The 18,979-nt window shown below is 72.9% G+C and carries 17 protein-coding genes and 1 riboswitch; of the genes, 14 read left to right on the plus strand and 3 right to left on the minus strand.

Annotated features, from left to right (window positions below; all coding sequences use genetic code 11):
• Nucleotides 1-170 precede the first annotated feature (170 nt).
• From M8C11_RS08005 to M8C11_RS08015, 3 genes are all read left to right on the plus strand, one after another.
• Nucleotides 171-428, plus strand: a complete 258-nt coding sequence (locus tag M8C11_RS08005) for a hypothetical protein (protein WP_252449078.1) — start codon at nt 171-173, stop codon at nt 426-428.
• A gap of 147 nt (nt 429-575) precedes the next feature.
• Complete coding sequence (locus tag M8C11_RS08010) at nt 576-2,891, plus strand: transglycosylase domain-containing protein (protein ID WP_252449079.1); 2,316 nt, start codon at nt 576-578, stop codon at nt 2,889-2,891.
• Between the two features lie 412 nt (nt 2,892-3,303).
• Nucleotides 3,304-5,367: a M4 family metallopeptidase gene (locus M8C11_RS08015; RefSeq protein ID WP_252449080.1), complete on the plus strand. Its 2,064-nt coding sequence runs from the start codon at nt 3,304-3,306 to the stop codon at nt 5,365-5,367.
• Nucleotides 5,368-5,493: 126 nt separating this feature from the next.
• Here M8C11_RS08015 and M8C11_RS08020 read toward each other — a convergent pair whose 3' ends face one another.
• Nucleotides 5,494-5,943, minus strand: a complete 450-nt coding sequence (locus M8C11_RS08020; RefSeq protein WP_252449081.1) for a YbaB/EbfC family nucleoid-associated protein — start codon at nt 5,941-5,943, stop codon at nt 5,494-5,496.
• Nucleotides 5,944-6,130: 187 nt separating this feature from the next.
• Entirely contained in the window at nt 6,131-6,781 is a 651-nt protein-coding gene (locus M8C11_RS08025) for a transglycosylase family protein (RefSeq protein WP_252449082.1), read from the minus strand.
• A riboswitch (cyclic di-AMP (ydaO/yuaA leader) is annotated at nt 6,780-6,925 on the minus strand. Its footprint overlaps the gene before it by 2 nt.
• Nucleotides 6,926-7,096: 171 nt before the next feature.
• Here M8C11_RS08025 and M8C11_RS08030 point away from each other — a divergent pair.
• From M8C11_RS08030 to M8C11_RS08040, 3 genes are read left to right on the plus strand one after another with little or no spacing between them, the layout of a single operon-like run.
• Entirely contained in the window at nt 7,097-8,662 is a 1,566-nt protein-coding gene (locus M8C11_RS08030; protein ID WP_252449083.1) for an LLM class flavin-dependent oxidoreductase, read from the plus strand.
• Between the two features lie 47 nt (nt 8,663-8,709).
• Nucleotides 8,710-9,186: a helix-turn-helix domain-containing protein gene (locus M8C11_RS08035; RefSeq protein WP_252449084.1), complete on the plus strand. Its 477-nt coding sequence runs from the start codon at nt 8,710-8,712 to the stop codon at nt 9,184-9,186.
• A gap of 33 nt (nt 9,187-9,219) precedes the next feature.
• Nucleotides 9,220-9,918 (plus strand): SDR family oxidoreductase, encoded by a 699-nt coding sequence (locus M8C11_RS08040; protein ID WP_252449085.1) that lies wholly within the window; start codon nt 9,220-9,222, stop codon nt 9,916-9,918.
• Between the two features lie 363 nt (nt 9,919-10,281).
• Here M8C11_RS08040 and htpG read toward each other — a convergent pair whose 3' ends face one another.
• Complete coding sequence (htpG, locus tag M8C11_RS08045) at nt 10,282-12,174, minus strand: molecular chaperone HtpG (protein WP_308212731.1); 1,893 nt, start codon at nt 12,172-12,174, stop codon at nt 10,282-10,284.
• 136 nt (nt 12,175-12,310) lie between these two features.
• On the opposite strand from htpG, the gene M8C11_RS08050 reads away from it, so the two are divergent.
• From M8C11_RS08050 to M8C11_RS08085, 8 genes are all read left to right on the plus strand, one after another.
• On the plus strand, nt 12,311-13,039 hold the full coding sequence (locus M8C11_RS08050) for a FadR/GntR family transcriptional regulator (RefSeq protein ID WP_252449086.1): 729 nt from the start codon (nt 12,311-12,313) through the stop codon (nt 13,037-13,039).
• Nucleotides 13,036-13,863 (plus strand): sterol desaturase family protein, encoded by an 828-nt coding sequence (locus M8C11_RS08055; protein ID WP_252449087.1) that lies wholly within the window; start codon nt 13,036-13,038, stop codon nt 13,861-13,863. Before M8C11_RS08050 ends, M8C11_RS08055 begins: the two co-directional genes overlap by 4 nt.
• Complete coding sequence (locus M8C11_RS08060) at nt 13,860-14,534, plus strand: lysoplasmalogenase (protein ID WP_252449088.1); 675 nt, start codon at nt 13,860-13,862, stop codon at nt 14,532-14,534. The genes M8C11_RS08055 and M8C11_RS08060 overlap by 4 nt, the downstream gene beginning before the upstream one ends.
• Nucleotides 14,507-14,998: an SsrA-binding protein SmpB gene (smpB, locus tag M8C11_RS08065; protein ID WP_252449089.1), complete on the plus strand. Its 492-nt coding sequence runs from the start codon at nt 14,507-14,509 to the stop codon at nt 14,996-14,998. Before M8C11_RS08060 ends, smpB begins: the two co-directional genes overlap by 28 nt.
• 41 nt (nt 14,999-15,039) lie before the next feature.
• The gene (locus M8C11_RS08070) at nt 15,040-15,588 is read left to right on the plus strand and encodes a DinB family protein (protein WP_252449090.1); all 549 of its coding nucleotides are present in this window, start codon (nt 15,040-15,042) and stop codon (nt 15,586-15,588) included.
• 47 nt (nt 15,589-15,635) lie between these two features.
• Nucleotides 15,636-16,211, plus strand: coding sequence for a helix-turn-helix domain-containing protein (locus tag M8C11_RS08075; RefSeq protein ID WP_252449091.1), 576 nt, complete (start codon nt 15,636-15,638; stop codon nt 16,209-16,211).
• Nucleotides 16,208-17,488, plus strand: a complete 1,281-nt coding sequence (locus M8C11_RS08080) for an MFS transporter (protein WP_252449092.1) — start codon at nt 16,208-16,210, stop codon at nt 17,486-17,488. The genes M8C11_RS08075 and M8C11_RS08080 overlap by 4 nt, the downstream gene beginning before the upstream one ends.
• 115 nt (nt 17,489-17,603) lie before the next feature.
• The gene (locus M8C11_RS08085; protein ID WP_252449093.1) at nt 17,604-18,839 is read left to right on the plus strand and encodes a ricin-type beta-trefoil lectin domain protein; all 1,236 of its coding nucleotides are present in this window, start codon (nt 17,604-17,606) and stop codon (nt 18,837-18,839) included.
• Nucleotides 18,840-18,979: the final 140 nt, after the last annotated feature.

The following is an 18,979-nucleotide window of genomic DNA, read 5'->3' on the forward strand; positions in this document are numbered from 1 at the left end:
CTACCGCCCGATCCCCTCCCCACCGGTACGCCGACCGTCTCGCCGGCGCCGCCGGGCCGGACGGGGACCGGTTCCGCCGCCTCGGTGCCGAGCTGGCGGCACGCCGACCGGCCGAGCCGCACAACAATCTGGCGCTGCTGGCCGCGCCCCGGGGTGGCGCGACGCAGGCGTTGTCCGCGGCACAGCGCCGGATGGACACGTTGAGCCTGCCCACGTACGCGCACCCGTGCGCCGGTGCGCAGGAGGAGGAGCTGCTGCGGCGGCTCGGCTACGCCGAACGGGAGACGTTCGCCGCCCCGGACGGCACGCCGGTGCGGTCGCTGTGGCGGTCGGCGCCGTTCCACATGGGCGGCAGCGACAGGTGGCGTTCCCGCCGGGCCGCCCGCCGGGAACGCGACGACCGGGCCGCCGGGTGGGCGGCGCGCTGACCGGGTGAGCCCCCGGGCCGGGGCGGCAGCCGTCCGCCCCGGCCCGGACCCGCGCCACACCGTCCGCGTTCGTCGGCCGGTGCGGTCGGCGCAGCTCGGTTAGCCTGCGAGCCGGGCACGACTCAGCCGAGCAGTCGGAGGTAACGCGTGCGGAACAGCGGATCCACCCCGGAACCGGACGGCGCGGCTCAGGTGCGCCCCAGGCGCAAGCGGCGGCGTCTGCTGGTCGTCCTCGCGGTCTGCACGCTGCTGGCCGGCTGCGGGCTGGTCGCCGGCGGCTACTACTTCGACAGCGTGCCGACGCCCAGCGACCTGAAGCTGCCCGAGTCCACCACCGTCTACTACGCCGACGGGCGCACACCGATGGCGAAGCTGGGCGCGCAGAACCGCACCATCGTGCCGTACGACCAGATGAACGACTCGGCGAAGCAGGCGATCGTGGCGGCCGAGGACCGTACGTTCTGGACGAACCAGGGCATCGACTTCAAGGGTGTGCTGCGGGCGGCCTGGGCCAACGTGAGCGGCGGGCAGCGGCAGGGCGCGTCCACCCTCACCCAGCAGTACGCGCGCATCGCCGCCGACCTGCGCGGGGTCACCTACTCCCGCAAGCTGCGCGAGGCGGTGATCGCGTGGAAGCTCGACGACGCGTACTCGAAGGAGGAGATCCTCGGCTTCTATCTGAACACCGTGCCGTTCGGGCGGGGCGCGTACGGCATCGAGGCGGCCGCGCAGACGTACTTCGGCAGGACGGTGCGCCGGGACGCACCCGCCGCGCGGCAGCTCACGCCGGCCGAGGCGATGGTGCTCTGCGCGATGGTGAAGCAGCCGGAGGCGGACCCGGCCGACCCCGAGGGCTCGCCCGGCTACGACCCGCGCCGCAACGCCCTGGCCCGGCAGAACTCGATCGACAGGTGGAACTACATCCGCGACGGCATGGTCAAGCTCGGCTACCTGACGCCGCAGCAGGCGGCCGACCTCGCGTACCCGGACACGGTCCGGCCGATCGACAAGGACGCGGGCCGGTCCGACCTGGACCGGCCGACCGGCCTGGTGGTCAACCACGTGCTCGCCGAGCTGCGCGATACCGACCCGTTCCGCGGCAAGCCCGACGAGGTGATCCGCGACGGCGGCTACCGGATCGTCACCACCGTCGACAAGCGCGTGCAGGACGCGGCCGAGGCGGCGGCGGACATCCGCCGCGACACCGCGCCGCAGGCGGTACGCGGCCAGCCGCGCAACTGGCAGGCGGCGCTGGTGGCGGTGGAGCCGGGCACCGGCCGGGTGCTCGGCTACTACGGCGGCGACAAGGGCTCGGGCGCGGACTACGCCGGCTGGTACTACGACGAGAACGGCGAGACCCGCGGGTTCGGCCAGCATCCGCCGGGGTCGTCGTTCAAGGTGTACGACCTGGCGGCGGCCGTGCGCGACGGGATCTCGGTGAAGCAGCGGTTCGACTCGCCGGACACCAAGGAGTTCCCCGCCTCGGGGCGCACCAGGGGGAGCGCGGCCGGGCCGATCCGCAACGCCGAGCGCGCGCCCTGCCAGCCGGACTGCGCGCTCTGGGAGGCCACAGTCGCCTCGCTGAACGTGACCTACTTCGAGCTGACGGAGAAGCTCGGCACCGACAAGGTGATCGAGATGGCCCGGCAGGCGGGCGTGGAGTCGATGTGGGAGACGGTCCGCGGCAATCCCCGGCCGCAGCGCGTCGACCTGCGCAGTGATCCCGCCGACGAGGTGGCGAAGCGGTTCTCCACCGAGGTCGGGATCGGGCAGTACGGGATCACCGTGCAGGACCACGCGAACGGGATGGCGACGTTCGCGGCCGGCGGCAAGCGCGCCGACGCGCACTTCGTCCGGTCGGTGACCAAGGACGACGAGGAGGTGTGGACCGAGCAGCTGCGGACGACGGACCTGGGCCTGGACCGGGAGGCGATCGACCAGCTCGACTGGACGCTGCGCCGGGTGCGGGCCGCCGAGCTGGGCAACGGCTGGGACTCCGCCGGCAAGACCGGCACGTGGCAGGCGGGGAAGAGCACCACGCAGAACGTGCACACCTGGATGGTCGGCTGGACCGGCGCGCTCGCCTCGGCCGTCTGGCTGGGCACCACCGACGGCAAGCCGCTGCGGACGAAGGGCGGCAGCTACGAGGTCTACGGCTCGACCGGCGCCGCGCCGATCTGGCGGCAGTTCATGAACCGGGCCACCGCGGCCATGAAGCTCGACCCGGGCAAGTACCGCTTCGGTGAGCCGGCGTTCCCCGGCGAGACCCCGGAGCCGACCCGGTCGGTGCCACCGCCGCCGACCACCGCCGCGCCGACGCCCTCGGAGTCGCCGAGCCCGAGCCCTTCCTCGTCGAGCCCGAGCCCGGGCCCGACCGGTCGGCCGACGTCGCGGCCGACGCTGACGCCGTCGCTTCCACCGCTGCCCACCGTGTCGCCGACGCGTACCCGCGGCCCGCGCTGACCCGGCCGGGCGGCGGATCGGCCGCCGCCCGGCCGCGCGCACGGCGGCCTCGCGTCTATGCGCGCCATTCGCATACAGCGGCAACGTCCGCAATTTGCACGCCCGCCCATCCACAGTCAGCGATATTCGCCCTGATCAGGGCCTATTGAAGATCATGGCTGCCTGAATCGACGCGCGCGGCGACACGCCCGACTGTCAGCCGTTGCCCAGGTCACCCATTGCTCCGGGCTCGGGCGGCGTGTGATTGTGCACCAGCGAGCCGCCGACCCCCGGCGACTCACGACGGTCGATCTGTCGACCCGGAGCCACGCCGGCAGCTCCGGTGACCGGCCGTCACCCTGCCTCGCACCACCGCGCCGCCCGTCCCCACCGGGCTCCGTGCGGCGCGCCTGTAGAACAGGAGCAAACCCCCGTGAAACTCTCACCTCGCTTCGCCGCGCTCACCGGCGCGGCCGCGGCCGGCATCCTCGCTGCCGGCACCGCCGCGGCCGTGCAGGCCGCGCCACCCGGGCCCGCCGCCCCGGACCCGGCCCAGGCCCGCGCGACCGCCGCCGACTCGGCCCGTGCCCTGGTCGCGAACCGTCCCGCCTACCTGCAGGCCGGCTCCGACGACGCGTTCGTCCAGAAGCCGGTCATCTCCTCCGAGGGCACCCAGTACGTGCCCTACGAGCGCACCTACAAGGGCCTGCCGGTGGTCGGCGGCGACTTCGTGCTCGCCACGGACGCGGCCGGCAACCTGAAGTACGCCTCGGTCGCCCAGCAGCGGCCCATCGGCGCGCTCGCCACCACGCCCGCGCTGACCCGGGACGCCGCCGCGAAGACGGCGCGCGCCCAGCTCACGACCGTGAACGCGGTCGAGGGCACCACGCTCGTGGTCTACACGCTCGGCGCCGCACCGGCGCTGGCCTGGGAGACCACGGTACGCGGCACCGGCGCGGACGGCCCCAGCCGGCTCACCGTCGACGTCGACGCCCGCACCGGCGCGGTCCTGCGCAAGCAGGAGCACGTGGTGCGCGGCACCGGCACCGGCGCCTGGAACGGGCCCAGCCCGCTGACGCTCAACACCACCCAGTCGGGCTCGACGTACACCATGAAGGACCCGACGGTCACGAACCTGAGCTGCCAGGACGCGGCGAACAACACCACGTTCAGCGGCTCCGACGACGTCTGGGGCAACGGCACCGCCACCAACAAGGAGACCGGCTGCGTGGACGCGTTGTTCTCCGCGCAGACCGAGCACAAGATGCTCTCCCAGTGGCTGGGCCGCAACGGCGCCAACGGCAACGGCGGCTACTGGCCGATCCGGGTGGGCCTCAACGACCAGAACGCCTACTACGACGGCAGCCAGGTGCAGATCGGCAAGAACACCGCCGGTCAGTGGATCAGCTCGCTGGACGTGGTGGCGCACGAGATCGGCCACGGCATCGACGACAACACCCCCGGCGGCATCTCCGGCGGCGGCACGCAGGAGTTCGTGGCTGACACGTTCGGCGCGGCCACCGAGTGGTTCGCCAACGAGCCGTCCAGCTACGACGCGCCGGACTTCCTGGTCGGCGAGAAGATCAACCTGGTCGGCTCCGGCCCGATCCGCAACATGTACAACCCGTCGGCGCTCGGCGACCCGAACTGCTACTCCAGCAGCATCCCGTCGACCGAGGTGCACGCCGCGGCCGGCCCGGGCAACCACTGGTTCTACCTGCTAGCCAACGGCAGCAGCCCGACCAACGGGCAGCCCTCCAGCTCCACCTGCAACGGCAGCAGCGTGACCGGCCTGGGCATCCAGAAGGCCATGAAGATCATGTACAACGCGATGCTTCTGAAGACGTCGTCCTCGTCCTACCTGAAGTACCGCGTGTGGACGTTGCAGGCGGCGAAGAACCTCTACCCGAGCGGCTGCGCGGAGTTCAACGCGGTGAAGGCGGCGTGGACCGCGGTCAGCGTGCCGGCCCAGTCGGGCGAGCCGACCTGTGCCGGTGGCACCCCGACGCCCACGCCGAGCACCACGACCACCCCGCCCTCGGGCGGCTGCTCCGGCAACAAGCTCGCCAACCCCGGCTTCGAGTCGGGCAACGTGAGCTGGAGCGCCTCGTCCGGCGTCATCACCACCGACAGCGGCCAGGCCGCGCACGGCGGCTCGTACAAGGGGTGGCTGGACGGGTACGGCTCGTCGCACACCGACACGCTCAGCCAGTCGGTGACGATCCCGGCCGGATGCCGGGCGACGTTGAGCTTCTGGCTGCACGTCGACAGCGCGGAGTCGACCACCAGCACCGCGTACGACAAGCTCACCGTCAAGGCGGGCAGCACCACGCTGGCCACGTACTCCAACCTGAACAAGGCCACCGGCTACGTGCAGCGGTCCTTCGACATCTCGTCGCTCGCGGGCACCACGGCGACCATCTCGTTCAGCGGCGTGGAGGACAGCTCGTTGCAGACGTCCTTCGTCGTCGACGACACCGCGGTCACCCTGAGCTGACCGTGGCGTAGCGCGGCCGGTCGTCGTCCTCCCGGCGGCCGGCCGCCTCGTCGCGCCAGAGCCTCGTCGTGCCGGGCCGGGCCGTGCCGGGCGTCGCGGGGTCGCGGCGCCACGCCGGCCGTCGGGTCAGGCCGGGCGCCCGGCCCGGGACGGGGTGCCGCGGTCGCGGTGGATCCGCGCGGCCGCCTCGTGCATCGCGCGGCCGAACAGCTCGGCCTGGTCGCCCATGGTGCCGAGCCGGGCGGCGAGCGCGTCGGCGTCGGCCCGCGCCGACGCGCTGACCTGGGCGTCCAGCTCGGACAACGCGGCGTTGGCGGCGGTGACGAGGTGTCCGCAGAGGACGTCGAGGGGCTCGCCGGCAAGCTCCGGGTCGACCGTCACGGAATCCAGCCGGCCACCCTGGACGGCGACCGCGCGGACCCGCCCGCCGGCGGCCGTGCCCTCGGCGCGGAGCAGGTCACCCGGCTCGCCGTCGGCGTGCGCCGAGGCCCGGGAGCGCATCGCGGTGAGCGCCTGCTGCGTGCGGGTCAGCAGCTCGTCGAGGCTCGCGGCCGCCGAGAACGGGTCGTTGGTCATTTCCGCGCTTTCTTCACGTCTTAGCCGAGCACCGTGACCCTAGCAACCGGCTCCGACGAATCGCGGTCACCGGCTGTCGCGGGCCGCGCCCCGGCGCCGCGAGCAGGCCGGACACCGGCGGCGCGGCGTGTCGCGGACGGATGAACGCCCGGCCGGACGGACCGGCCGGGCGTTCTCCGGACCGCTGTCAGCGCAGGCGCAGCCGCTGACCGGGGAAGATCAGGCCCGGGTCGTCGCCGACCACTGCCCGGTTGCGCTCGTGCAGGGCACGCCAGCCGCCGTCGACGCGCTGCGCCACGGCGATCTCCGACAGCGTGTCCCCGCGCCGGACCACGTACGTCCCGGCACCGGTCGCGGGCTGCAGCGCGGCCTTCGTCGCGGGCCGCTGCGGCGCGGCCTTGCGCGTGGCCGCCCGCTCCGGGGCGGCCTTGCGCAGAGTGGCCTTCGTGGTGGCCCGCTCGCCGGCCGCGGCCGACCCGGCGTTCGCCGAGCCGCCCTTCCTGCCGCAGACCGGCCACGCGCCGATGCCCTGCCCGCGCAGCACCTTCTCCGCGACGGCGATCTGCTCGGACCGGCTGGCCAGGTCGGCTCGGGCGGCGTACCTCTGCCCGCCGTAGCCGTTCCAGGTGGCGCGGGAGAACTGAAGCCCGCCGTAGTAGCCGTTGCCGGTGTTGATCTTCCAGTTGCCGCCTGACTCGCAGCGCGCGACCGCGTCCCAGTTGACGCCCGCGCTGGCCGGAGCGGCCGCGCCGAACAGGGTCGCGGCGCCGACGGCGGCGCCGGCCAGAACCGCCCCGAGAGCGGTACGGCGGCTTCGGGCTGAGTATTCAGTTGCCATGTGGATTCCTCCACGCCGACGAGGTGAGCTGTCGGGTTCGGGCCGAGGAGCCCGGCCGCCGGTGGCGGCTTCACCCCGAGGTGACGATGCACCGTGGAACGTGTGGTTCCCCCGCTCCCGCGCGAGGTTCGGTTACCGGGGACGGCGGCGGGATTTGGCGTTTCCGGCCCGCGGTGTCCGCGTCTGCGGACGAAACCGACGCTAGGAGCGTTTTGCGACGATCGTCCACTTCTTGTGATGCTCTTCACCCGGCCGGGCTACCGGCGGCGGCGCTACGGTGGCAGGGCCAGGCAAGATCACGGGAGGGCGGGACGGATGACCGATCACGGACACGAGCTGACCTTCGGCGGCTTCCTCACCCCCGCCGCCGGGCAGCCCGACCAGGTGGTGGCGCTCGCCCGGCTCTGCGAGCAGGTCGGGCTGGACCTGGTCACGTTCCAGGACCACCCGTACCAGCCGGGCTTCCTGGACACCTGGACGCTGATGTCCTACGTGGGCGCCGCCACCGAGCGCATCCGCCTGGCCGGCAACGTACTCAACCTGCCGCTGCGCCAGCCGGTGGTGCTGGCCCGCAGCATCGCCAGCCTGGACCTGCTCACCGGCGGCCGGGTCGAGCTGGGGCTCGGCGCGGGCGCGTTCTGGGACGCGATCGAGGCGGCCGGCGGGCGGCGCCTGTCCCCCGGCGCCGCCGTCGAGGCCCTGGACGAGGCGATCCGGGTGATCCGCGAGGTCTGGGACACCGACCGGCGCGGCATGATCCGCGTCGACGGCGAGCACTACCGGGTGGTCGGCGCCAAGCGCGGGCCGGCGCCGGCACACCCGGTGGGCATCTGGGTCGGCGCGTACAAGCCGCGCATGCTGCGCCTGGTGGGCCGCGCCGCGGACGGCTGGCTGCCGTCCCTGTCGTACCTGCCGAAGGGCCCCGACGAGTTGCCCGCCCTGAACGCGCTCGTCGACGAGGGCGCCCGGGCCGCCGGGCGCGACCCGGCCGCGATCCGCCGCATGCTCAACGTGACCGGCACGTTCGCCCGCTCGTCGGCCGGTTTCCTGGCCGGGCCGCCGGAGCAGTGGGTGGAGGAACTGGCCGGGCTCACGCTGGAGCACGGCATCACCACGTTCGTCCTCGGCAGCGACGAGCCGCGCGCGATCCAGATCTTCGGCCAGGAGGTCGCGCCCGCCGTGCGGGAGCTGGTCGCCGCCGAGCGCGCCGCGCCCGCCGGCGGCGACGACCGCGCGGCCTCCGACGAGCAGACCGCCGCCGGCGGCCCGAGCACGCTCGGCGTCACTCCCACCCCCGACCCGGGGGTACGCCTGAGCGCGCGCCGCCCCTGGGACGAGTCCACCCGCCCGAGCGCCCCGCCGCCACCGGCCGGACACGTCTACCCGCCTCGGGGACAGGCCGCCGGACAGCACCTGGTGGACGTGCACGACCACCTGCGCCAGGAGCTGGCCCAGGTGCGCGACCTGCTGGAACAGGTCAAACAGGGTTCGGTCACGCCGGGCCGGGCGCGGGCCGCACTGAACGAGATGACCATGCGGCAGAACAACTGGACGCTCGGGGCGTACTGCGCGGCCTACTGCACGATGGTCACCCAGCACCACGGGCTGGAGGACGCCTCGATCTTCCCGCACCTGCGCCGCTCCGAGGCCGGGCTGGCCGCCGTGCTGGACCGCCTGGAGGAGGAGCACGTGGTGATCCACGGGGTGGTGGAGAGCGTGGACCGGGCGCTCGTCGAGCTGGTCCGCCGGCCCGGCGACTTCACCGGACTCCAGGAGGCGGTGGACCTGCTCACCGACACGTTGCTGTCGCACCTGTCGTACGAGGAGCACCAGATCGTCGAGCCGCTGGCCCGGCACGGTTTCTTCCCCGGCCAGCTGTGAGGTAGCTGACTTTTGGTTTCCTAAGTCAGGGGGGTACCGTCGACGCCATGACGGACCTCCTCGCCCAGCGTGACTCCTGGTCCACCGCCAACTGCTCGATCGCCCGGGCGCTCGAGGTGGTCGGCAACCGCACCACGCTGCTCCTGCTGCGGGAGGCGTCGTTCGGCACCCGCCGCTTCGACGACTTCGCCCGGCGGGTCGGCGTCAGCGAGCCGGTGGCCGCCGCACGCCTCAAGCAGCTCGTCGCCGACGGGCTGCTCGACCGGCGTCCCTACCGCGAGCCCGGGCAGCGCACCCGCGACGAGTACGTGCTCACGGCGAAGGGAAGCGACCTGATCCCGGTGCTCGTCGCGCTGCGGCAGTGGGGCGACGCGTACGCCGCCGACGAGGCCGGCCCGGCGGTCCGGGTGGCCCACGACGGGTGCGGCGCGCCGGTGCACGCGCGGCTGCGCTGCGACGCCGGGCACGACGTACCGCCCGGCGAGTTGGCCGTCCTGCCCGGTCCGGGCCTGCTGTCCGCCTGACCTCCCTTCCCCACCACACCTCGGAGCGAGACCATGAAGATCGCTGGAAGCACCGCCCTGGTCACCGGCGCCAACCGCGGCTTCGGCCGGCACCTGGCCGCCGAACTCGTCGCGCGCGGCGCCACCGTCTGGGCCGGCGCCCGCAACCCGGACACCGTGGACCTGCCCGGCGTCACCCCGCTACGCCTCGACATCACCGACCCGGCGTCGGTGGCCGCCGCCGCGGAGCGGGCCGGTGACGTGACGCTGCTGGTCAACAACGCCGGCGTGAGCACCGGCACCGACCTGCTCGACGGCGACCTCGCGCAGATCCGGCTGGAGCTGGAGACGCACTACCTCGGCACGCTGTCGGTGGTACGGGCGTTCGCGCCCCGGATCGCGGCCAACGGCGGCGGCACGATCCTGAACGTGCTGTCGGCGCTGTCCTGGTTCACGTTCCCCGGCGTCGGCGCGTACGGCGCGGCCAAGGCCGCCGAGTGGTCGATGACGAACGCCCTGCGCGTCGAGCTGGCCGGCCGGGGCGTCCGCGTCGCGGGCCTGCACGTGGGCTACATGGACACCGAGATGGCCGCCGCCGTCCCCGGCCCGAAGGCCCACCCGGCCGACGTCGCCCGGCTCGCCGCGGACGGCATCGAGTCCGACAGCTACGAGATCCTGGCCGACGACGTCGCCCGCCGGGTCCAGGCCGGACTGTCCGGCGGGGTGGCCGCGCTCTACCCCGCGCTCCCCTGAGCCGACCCGCCTTCGCCGAGGTGGCGGCGCCACCTCGGCGAGACGTTGCCGACCAACCGGCTGCCACGACAGCCGCCGGCCCGACCCACACCTGTGCACGCGGGCACCCGGGCACCCACCGTGATCAACACCAGTTCGGCGAAATGGCGGGGTCAGAGCCCGTCTGATACCACCACTCCGGCGAGCTGGAGTGGATCACGCAACTGACCCGACACCCGCCCGACCATCGACTTTCCGAGCGGGGTCGACACCGGCTCGGCGAGGTGGCGGTATCGGTGGCATGCCGATACCGCCACTTCGGCGTAATGGAGTCGATCACGCCGGCCCGCCGGGGCGGGTCGGGCGAACCGGGTCGGGGTGGGGCTACAGGCCGCGGGCGAGGCGGTCGGCGAGGATCCGGGTGAACCGGGCCGGGTCGGCCAGCTCGCCGCCCTCGGCCAGCAACGCCATGCCGTACAGCAGCTCGGCGGTCTCGGTCAGCGCGGCGGTGTCGCCGCCCTCCCCGTGCGCCTTACGCAGCCCGGTGACCAGCGGGTGGGCCGGGTTCAGCTCCAGGATCCGCTTGACCTGCGGCACCTCCTGGCCCATCGCCCGGTACATCTTCTCCAGCGTCGGCGTCATGTCGTGCGCGTCGCCCACCACGCAGGCCGGGGACGTGGTCAGCCGGGTGGACAGGCGCACCTCCTTGACGCTGTCGGCGAGCGCGCCGCCGAGGAACGTGAGCAGGTCGGCGTACTCCTGGCGCTCCGCCTCGGCCTTCTCCTTCTCCTCCTCGGTCTCCAGGTCCACCTGTCCCTTGGCGACCGAGCGCAGCGTCTTCCCGTCGTACGCGCCGACGCGCTCGACCCACACCTCGTCCACCGGGTCGGTGAGGATCAGCACCTCGTAGCCCTTGGCGCGGAACGCCTCCAGGTGCGGCGAGTTCTCGATGGTGGCCCGGTTCTCGCCGGTGGCGTAGTAGATCTCGGTCTGGCCGTCCTTCATCCGCTCCACGTACGCGCGCAGCGTGGTGGGCTCGGCCGGGTCGTGGGTGCTGGCGGCGCGGACCAGCTCCAGCAGCGTCTCGGTGTTGTCCGGGTCCTCCAGCAGACCCTCCTTGACCACCGCGCCGAACTCGGTCCAGAACGTGCGGTACGACTCGGCGGACATGTCCTTGAGCGTGGCGAGCACCTTCTTGACCAGCCGGCGACGCACCGCGCGGATCTGCCGGTCCTGCTGGAGGATCTCCCGGGAGATGTTCAGCGACAGGTCGTGCGCGTCCACCACGCCCTTGACGAAGCGCAGGTAGTTGGGCATCAGCGCGTCGCAGTCGTCCATGATGAACACGCGCTTGACGTAGAGCTGCACGCCGCGGCGGCCCTGCGGGGAGAACAGGTCGAGCGGGGCGTGCGAGGGCAGGAACAGCAGTGCCTCGTACTCGAACGTGCCCTCGCCGCGCATGTGGACGGTGTCGAGCGGGTCGGCCCAGTCGTGCGCGACGTGCCGGTAGAACTCCTTGTACTCGGCCTCGTCGACCTCGTCCCGCGAGCGCGCCCAGAGCGCCTTCATCGAGTTGAGCGTCTGCTCCTCGCGGGTGGTGGTGCCGTCCTCGCCGGGCTTGTCGACAGTCATCCGGATCGGCCACGAGATGAAGTCGGAGTAGCGCTTGACGATCTCGCGGATCGTCCACTCGGCGGTGTAGTCGTGCAGGTTGTCCTCGGTGTCGACCGGCTTGAGGTGCAGCGTGACCGAGGTGCCCTGGGGTGCGTCCTCGACCTCCTCGATCGAGTACGTGCCCTCGCCGGTGGACTCCCAGCGGGTGCCGCCGGACTGTCCGGCGCGGCGGGTCAGCAGCGTCACCTTGTCGGCGACCATGAACGTGGCGTAGAAACCGACTCCGAACTGGCCGATCAGCTCCTGCGAGGCGGCGGCGTCGGAGGACTCGCGCAGCTTGCGCAGCAGTTCGGCGGTGCCGGACTTGGCGATGGTGCCGATCAGGCGGACCACCTCGTCGCGGGTCATGCCGATGCCGTTGTCCCGCACGGTGAGCGTACGGGCGTCCTTGTCGACCTCGATCTCGATGTGCAGGTCGGAGGTGTCGGCCGACAGTTCCTTGTCGACGAGCGACTCCAGCCGCAGCTTGTCCAGCGCGTCGGACGCGTTCGAGATCAGTTCGCGCAGGAAGACGTCCTTGTTCGAGTAGATCGAGTGCACCATCAGCTGCAACAGCTGACGGGCCTCGGCCTGGAACTCCAACGTCTCGACCCCGTCGCTCACACCGGCTCCCTTCCCTCTGGCGGCCTACCGCGGAAAGGATACGAGGGGTGACCGGAACGGCACGCACCGGCCGCCCCCGAAATTCACTGGTACAACCAGTTGACGGGTTGATGTGTTCGGGGCCACACTGCTGCGCATGACCTTCGATCCCGCGCCCCGCGTGTCGGTCTCCGACCACGTCTTCGGCCGGCTCCGCGACGCGATCGTGTCCGGTCGCTACGCGCCGGACGAGACGCTGCCCGGCGAGCGGGAGCTGGCCGGCGCGTTCGCCGTCAACCGGCACGCGGTCCGGGAGGCGCTGCGCCGCCTGCAACAGCTCGGCCTGGTCCGGGTCAGCCAGGGCGGCGCGACCCGGGTGCTGGACTGGCGGGTCCACGCCGGGCTGGACCTGGCGCTGTCGCTGGCCCGCTCCGGTGACGTACTCCCGGTCGAGACGCTGGTGCGCGACATGCTGGAGATGCGGGCCTGCGTCGGGGTCGACGCGGCCCGGCTCTGCGCCGAGCGCGCGGACCCGGCGGTCGTCGCCGCCCTGGTCCGGGCCGCCGAGGAGTACGGCGACCTGGCCCCCGACCTGGACCTGATGAACGAGGCCAACATCGCCATCTGGCGGCTGGTCGTGCGCGGCAGCGGCAACACCGCCTACCAGCTCGCGTTCAACAGCCTGGTGGCCGGCACGTTCGCGGTCGGCGACGTCCCCCCGGACGCCCGCGCGGCCGAACTGCTCGACGTGGCCGGTCACCGTCGTCTCGCCGCGTCGGTCGCCTCCGGTCAGGGCGCGGCGGCGGCCCGGCACGCCCGGGCGCTGCTCACCGCGCCGGTCACCACCCCCACCACCCCCACCTCCGGAAGGGAAGCGCGCGCATGATCCCCGCCGTGCTGTACGCCGTCCCGGCGTTCCTGCTCCTGATCGTCGTCGAGGCGGTCTCCTACCGCTTCCTGCCCGACGACGACGAACGCGGCTACGAGCTGCGCGACACCACCACCAGCCTGTCGATGGGGCTGGGCAGCCAGATCATCGGCTTCCCGTGGAAGCTGCTCACCGTCGGTCTGTTCGCGGCGCTGTGGACCGTGGCGCCGGTGCACCTGTCCCCCGGCGACTGGTGGACCTGGGTGATCCTGTTCTTCGCCGACGACCTGGCCTACTACTGGTTCCACCGCTCGCACCACGAGGTACGCGTGCTCTGGGCGAGCCACGTCGTGCACCACAGCAGCGTCTACTACAACTTCTCCACCGCGTTGCGGCAGAGCTGGACGCCGATGACGTCGCTGCCGTTCTGGCTGGCGCTGGCGCTGCTCGGCATCCCGCCGTGGATGATCTTCCTCCAGCAGTCGGTCAGCCTGCTCTACCAGTTCTTCCTGCACACCGAGCGGATCAAGGTGCTGCCCCGGCCGATCGAGTGGATCTTCAACACGCCGTCGCACCACCGGGTGCACCACGGCTCGAACACCGAGTACCTGGACCGCAACTACGGCGGCATCCTGATCATCTGGGACCGGCTGTTCGGCACGTTCGAGCCGGAGCGGGCCACCGCGCGCTACGGCCTCACCAAGAACATCGGCACCTACAACCCGCTGCGGGTGGCCACCCACGAGTTCGCCGCGATCTGGTCCGACGTACGCCGGGCCGAGTCCTGGCGGCACCGCCTCGGCTACCTGTTCGGCCGTCCCGGCTGGCAGCCGGCCCGATGAGGCGCTCCTGGCTGCTGGCCCTGTTCGGGCTGATCGCCGCCGTCGAACTCGTCGGGGTCGCGCTGGACTCGACTGTGCTCCAGTGGCTGGCCAAGCCGCTGCTCGCGCCGGTGCTGCTGGCGTACCTCTGGGCGCACCGGCGCCGGGTCGACGCGGTGGCGGTCGGCCTGGTCGCCGCCACCGCCGGCGACATCGCGCTGCTCCTGCCCGGAGACACCGCGTTCCTGGCCGGCATGGGCTTCTTCCTGGTCACCCAGCTCGCGTTCATCACCGCCTTCGTCCGGCACCGGCGCGCGCGGGCCGTGGCGTGGGCGGGCTACCTGGTCGCCTGGGCCGGCGCGAACGCGCTGCTGTGGGGCATGCTCGGGCCGCTGCGGCTGCCGGTGCTCGGCTACAGCCTGGCGCTGTGCCTGATGGCCGCCGCCGCGACCGGGGTGTCCGCGCGGGTCGCCGCCGGCGGGGCGTTGTTCCTCGTCTCCGACCTGCTCATCGGCGTGGGCGCGGCCGGCGTGGAGCTGCCCGGGCGAGGTCTGCTGGTGATGACCACCTACTGCGCCGCGCTGCTGCTGATCACCACCGGCTGGGTGGCCGCGACGCGCCCGGCGACCGGCCCGCAGCCGCCGCCGGCGGGTACCCTGCTCGCGTGGCCAGGGAGAACGGGCGCAAGCTGATCGCCTCGAACAAGAAGGCGCGGCACGACTACGACATCCTCAAGACGTACGAGGCGGGCATCGTGCTGGCCGGCACGGAGGTGAAGTCGCTGCGCGAGGGGCGGGTGTCGCTGGTCGACGCGTTCGCCCAGGAACGCGACGGCGAGATCATGCTGTACGGCCTGCACATCGCCGAGTACGGCTTCGGCACCTGGACCAACCACGCGCCCCGGCGCACCCGCAAGCTGCTGCTGCACCGGGTGGAGATCGCCCGGATCCTGGAGAAGCTGCGCGACGGCGGCATCACGCTGGTGCCGCTGTCGATGTACTTCGCCGACGGCTGGGCCAAGGTGGAGCTGGGCCTGGCCCGGGGCCGCCGGTCGTACGACAAGCGCCAGGCGCTCGCCGAGCGGGACGCCAAGCGGGAGATCGCGCGGGAGATGGGCCGCCGGCTCAAGGGCCGGACGACGACGCGGCGGGGCTGAGCGCGCCGTTTCTGTCCCAGGCCGGTGGCACGCTGGCCCACATGACCGATCTGACCTGGAACCCACTGCTCCGCGAGCAGCTCACCTGGCACTGGACCTACCAGTTGCGCGACCGCCTCGCCGGGCTCACCGACGCCGAATACCTCTGGGAGCCGGTCCCCGGCTGCTGGAGCCTGCGCCCGCGTGGCGACGGCGGCACTCCGGCGATCGACTTCTCGATGCCGCAGCCGGACCCGCCGCCGTTGACCACCATCGCCTGGCGGCTCGCCCACGTCATCGTCGGCGTGCTGGCCATGCGCAACGCGTCGCACTTCGGCCGCGCGCCCACCGACTACGGCTCGTTCCCCTACTCCCCGACCGCGGCCGGCGCGCTGGCCCAGCTCGACGAGGAGTACGCGGCCTGGACGGCCGGGGTCGAGGCGCTCGGCGAGGAGGCCCTGGCCCGCCCCTGCGGCCCGGCCGAGGGGCCGTTCGCCGACGTCCCGATGGCCACGCTCGTGCTGCACATCAACCGGGAGATGATCCACCACCTGAGCGAGGTGTGCCTGCTGCGCGACCTGTACCGCCACACGCCGGAGACGGCCCGATGAATACAAGGCTTCTTGTACATCATCTCTTGTAGGTCTAGCCTGACGGCATGACGGACGGAACCGGCAACCGGCGCGTGAGCGACCCGCGAGCCATGCGGGCGCTGGCCCACCCCACCCGGCTGCGGCTGCTCGGCGAGCTGCGCCTGCGCGGCCCGCAGACGGTCGGCATGCTCAGCGAGCGCACCGGCGAGGCGGTGGGCTCGGTCAGCTACCACGTCGGCAAGCTGGCCGAGCACGGCTTCGTGGCCGAGGCCCCCGACCTGGCCCGCGACCGGCGCGAGCGGTGGTGGCGGGCCGCGCACGCCACCACCGACTGGGATCCGCTCGAACTGCTCGACGACCCGGAGCGCCGGCTCGCCGGAAACCTGCTGCGCCAGGCCGCCATGCAGCGCTACGTGGACCGCTACCAGGCGTACCTGGACTCCGAGGCGAGCCTCGACCCGGCCTGGGTCCGCGGCACCACCAGCAGCGACATCGTGCTGCGCCTGACGCCGGAGGAACTGGTCGAGCTGCGCGACGAGCTGTCCGCGCTGGGCCGGCGCTGGCAGGAGCGCGGCGCACCCGGCCGGGCCGGCGCCGAGATGGTCACGCTGATCTGGCAGGCGTACCGGGGGCCGCAGTGAACCGCGACCGCCGGCCGCTGGCCGGACTGCTGATCGGGCACGCCGTCTCGCTGACCGGCAACGTGCTCACGCTCATCGCGCTGCCGCTCTACGTGCTCGCCGAGACCGGCTCGCCGGCAGCCACCGGGCTGGCCGGCGCGTTCGCCACCGCGCCGGTGGTGCTCGGCGGCGCGTTCGGCGGCGTGCTCGTCGACCGGATCGGCTACCGGCGGTCCAGCGTGCTCGCCGACGTGGTCTCCGGCGTGACGATCGCCGCCGTACCCCTGTTGCACTCCACCGTCGGCCTGCCGTTCCCGGCGCTGCTGGCCCTCGTCTTCGTCAGCGGCCTGCTGGACACGCCGGGGCAGACCGCGCGCACCGCGCTGCTGCCGGAGGCCGCGGCGGCGGCCGGGGTGCCGATCGAGCGGGCGGCCGGGTGGGAGGACGCGACCTCGCGCGGCGCCCGGATGATCGGCGCACCCCTGGCCGGCCTGCTGGTCGGTGTGTTCGGGGCGGTGCCGGTGCTGGCGCTGGACGCGGTGACGTTCGCCGTGTCGGCGCTCGTCGTGACGCTGCTGGTCCCGCGTGGCCTGCGACCGTCCGACGACGGCAGCGAGCCGGAGACCGGAGGCTACTGGCGGCAGTTCGCCGCCGGGCTGCGTTTCCTGGTCCGCGAGCCGCTGCTGCGCGCCATGGTCCTGCTGGTGCTGGTGACCAACCTGTTCGACGCGGCCAAGAGCCAGGTGCTGCTGCCGGTGGTCGCCGAACGGGAACTCGGCGGGCCGGCCGCGTTCGGCCTGCTGGTCGGCGTCATGGGTGGCGGGGCGCTGGTCGGCTCGCTGGTGTTCAGCGCGATCGGTCACCGGCTGCCCCGCCGGGCCACGTTCGTCACCGCGTACGCGCTGTGCGGCGCCCCACCACTGTGGGCGCTCGCCGCCGCGCCGTCGCTGCCGGTGGTGGCCGCCGTGGTGGCGGTGGCCGGGCTGGCCGCCGGCGCGCTCAACCCGCTGATGGGCGCGGTCCAGTTGGAGCGGGTGCCACCGGCCATGCGGGCCCGGGTGTACGGCGTGATCGGCGCGGGCGCCTGGGCGGCCATGCCGGCCGGCGCGGTCGGCGCGGGATTCGCCGCGGACCGGTTCGGCCCCACGTCCACGCTCGTCGTGATGGGCGCGTGCTACTTGCTGGTGGTGCTGACGCCGCTGCTGGGCGGCCCGTGGCGGGACATGCGCCGGCCCGCCGTGGTGCGGCAGCGTGAGCCGGAGCCCACGTCGGAGCGCCGGCGGGAAACGCTCTCTTGACATCGACCGACTTCGTTCATACCTTCATCGAAGTCTATTTGTATGGTTTGTTAACCGTTGGGCGGGGCCGGCCGCCGTGACGGAGAACGGCCACCACCCCCGCAGGAGGCGCCCCGTGCGCACCATCCGTACCCTCGCCGCACTGGCGGCGACGGCGGTCGGCCTCACCGCCGCCCTCGCCCTCGTCCCCCACTCCCCCGCGATCGCCGCCCCCGGCGCGGTCACCTGGTCCGACGACTTCAACGGCCCGGCCGGCGCCGCCCCCGACGCGAGCAAGTGGCGCTACGACATCGGTGGCGGCGGCTGGGGCAACAACGAGCTGCAGTACTACACCAACAGCACCCGCAACGCCGCGCTCGACGGCAACGGCAACCTGGTCATCACCGCCCGCAGGGAGAACCCGTCCGGCTACTCGTGCTGGTACGGAAGCTGCCAGTACACCTCGGCGCGGCTGCTCACCAACGGCACGTTCGCGCAGGCGTACGGGCGGTTCGAGGCGCGCATCAAGGTCCCGCGCGGGCAAGGGCTGTGGCCGGCGTTCTGGATGCTCGGCAACGACATCGGCACGAACCCGTGGCCCGGCAGCGGCGAGATCGACATCATGGAGAACGTCGGCTACGCGCCGTCGACCGTCTGGGGCACACTGCACGGCCCCGGCTACTCCGGCGGCAGCGGCGTCGGCGCGTCCACCTCGCTCCCGGGCGGCCAGGCGCTCGCCGACGCCTTCCACACGTTCACGGTGGACTGGGCACCGGACTCGATCACCTGGTACCTCGACGGCGTGGCGTACTCGCGCAAGACGCCCGCCGACATCGGCGGCAACCGCTGGGTCTTCGACCACCCGTTCTTCATGATCATGAACGTGGCGGTGGGCGGCAACTGGCCCGGCTCGCCGGACGGCAGCACCACGTTCCCGCAGACCATGACCATCGACTACGTCCGGGTCCAGGCCTGGGACAACGGCGGCGGAGGCACCGGCGGGCAGATCGTCGGGTACGGCGACAAGTGCGTCGACGTGGCCAGCGCCAACACCGCCAACGGCACCCCGGTGCAGCTCTGGACCTGCAACGGCACCGCCGCCCAGCGCTGGACCTGGAACGCCGACGGCTCGGTACGCGCGCTCGGCAAGTGCCTCGACGTGGCCGCCGGATCGACCGCGAGCGGCGCCAAGGTGCAGCTCTACGACTGCAACGGCACCGGCGCGCAGAAGTGGGTGTTCAGCGCGGCCGGGGACATCGTGAACCCCCAGGCGAACAAGTGCCTGGACGCCACCGGTCCCAGCTCGGCCGACGGCACCCGGCTGCAGATCTGGGACTGCACCGGCGCCGCCAACCAGAAATGGCGCCGCTGACCGGCGTCCCGGCCCGGGGCGGGCACCACACCCCCGCCCGCCCCGGCGTCGCCCACCCCACCAGCCCCCACCCCCGCCACCCCTCCCCCGCGATCTTGCACTTTCGGCCCGAGCGGTGACGCGAATGTCCCATTCGCCCG

The sequence above is a fragment of the Micromonospora sp. CPM1 genome, assembly GCF_023896895.1.
In the GTDB taxonomy this organism is placed as follows: Bacteria; Actinomycetota; Actinomycetes; order Mycobacteriales; family Micromonosporaceae; genus Micromonospora; species Micromonospora tulbaghiae.

Excerpts from the sequence above, each read along its gene's own strand:
- M8C11_RS08030 (WP_252449083.1), top strand. The coding sequence starts at position 7,097 with ATGACCGATCACGGACACGAGCTGACCTTCGGCGGCTTCCTCACCCCC.
- M8C11_RS08025 (WP_252449082.1), bottom strand. The coding sequence starts at position 6,781 with ATGGCAACTGAATACTCAGCCCGAAGCCGCCGTACCGCTCTCGGGGCG.
- M8C11_RS08055 (WP_252449087.1), top strand. The coding sequence starts at position 13,036 with ATGATCCCCGCCGTGCTGTACGCCGTCCCGGCGTTCCTGCTCCTGATC.
- M8C11_RS08050 (WP_252449086.1), top strand. The coding sequence starts at position 12,311 with ATGACCTTCGATCCCGCGCCCCGCGTGTCGGTCTCCGACCACGTCTTC.
- M8C11_RS08020 (WP_252449081.1), bottom strand. The coding sequence starts at position 5,943 with ATGACCAACGACCCGTTCTCGGCGGCCGCGAGCCTCGACGAGCTGCTG.
- M8C11_RS08040 (WP_252449085.1), top strand. The coding sequence starts at position 9,220 with ATGAAGATCGCTGGAAGCACCGCCCTGGTCACCGGCGCCAACCGCGGC.
- M8C11_RS08035 (WP_252449084.1), top strand. The coding sequence starts at position 8,710 with ATGACGGACCTCCTCGCCCAGCGTGACTCCTGGTCCACCGCCAACTGC.
- M8C11_RS08070 (WP_252449090.1), top strand. The coding sequence starts at position 15,040 with ATGACCGATCTGACCTGGAACCCACTGCTCCGCGAGCAGCTCACCTGG.
- M8C11_RS08060 (WP_252449088.1), top strand. The coding sequence starts at position 13,860 with ATGAGGCGCTCCTGGCTGCTGGCCCTGTTCGGGCTGATCGCCGCCGTC.
- M8C11_RS08075 (WP_252449091.1), top strand. The coding sequence starts at position 15,636 with ATGACGGACGGAACCGGCAACCGGCGCGTGAGCGACCCGCGAGCCATG.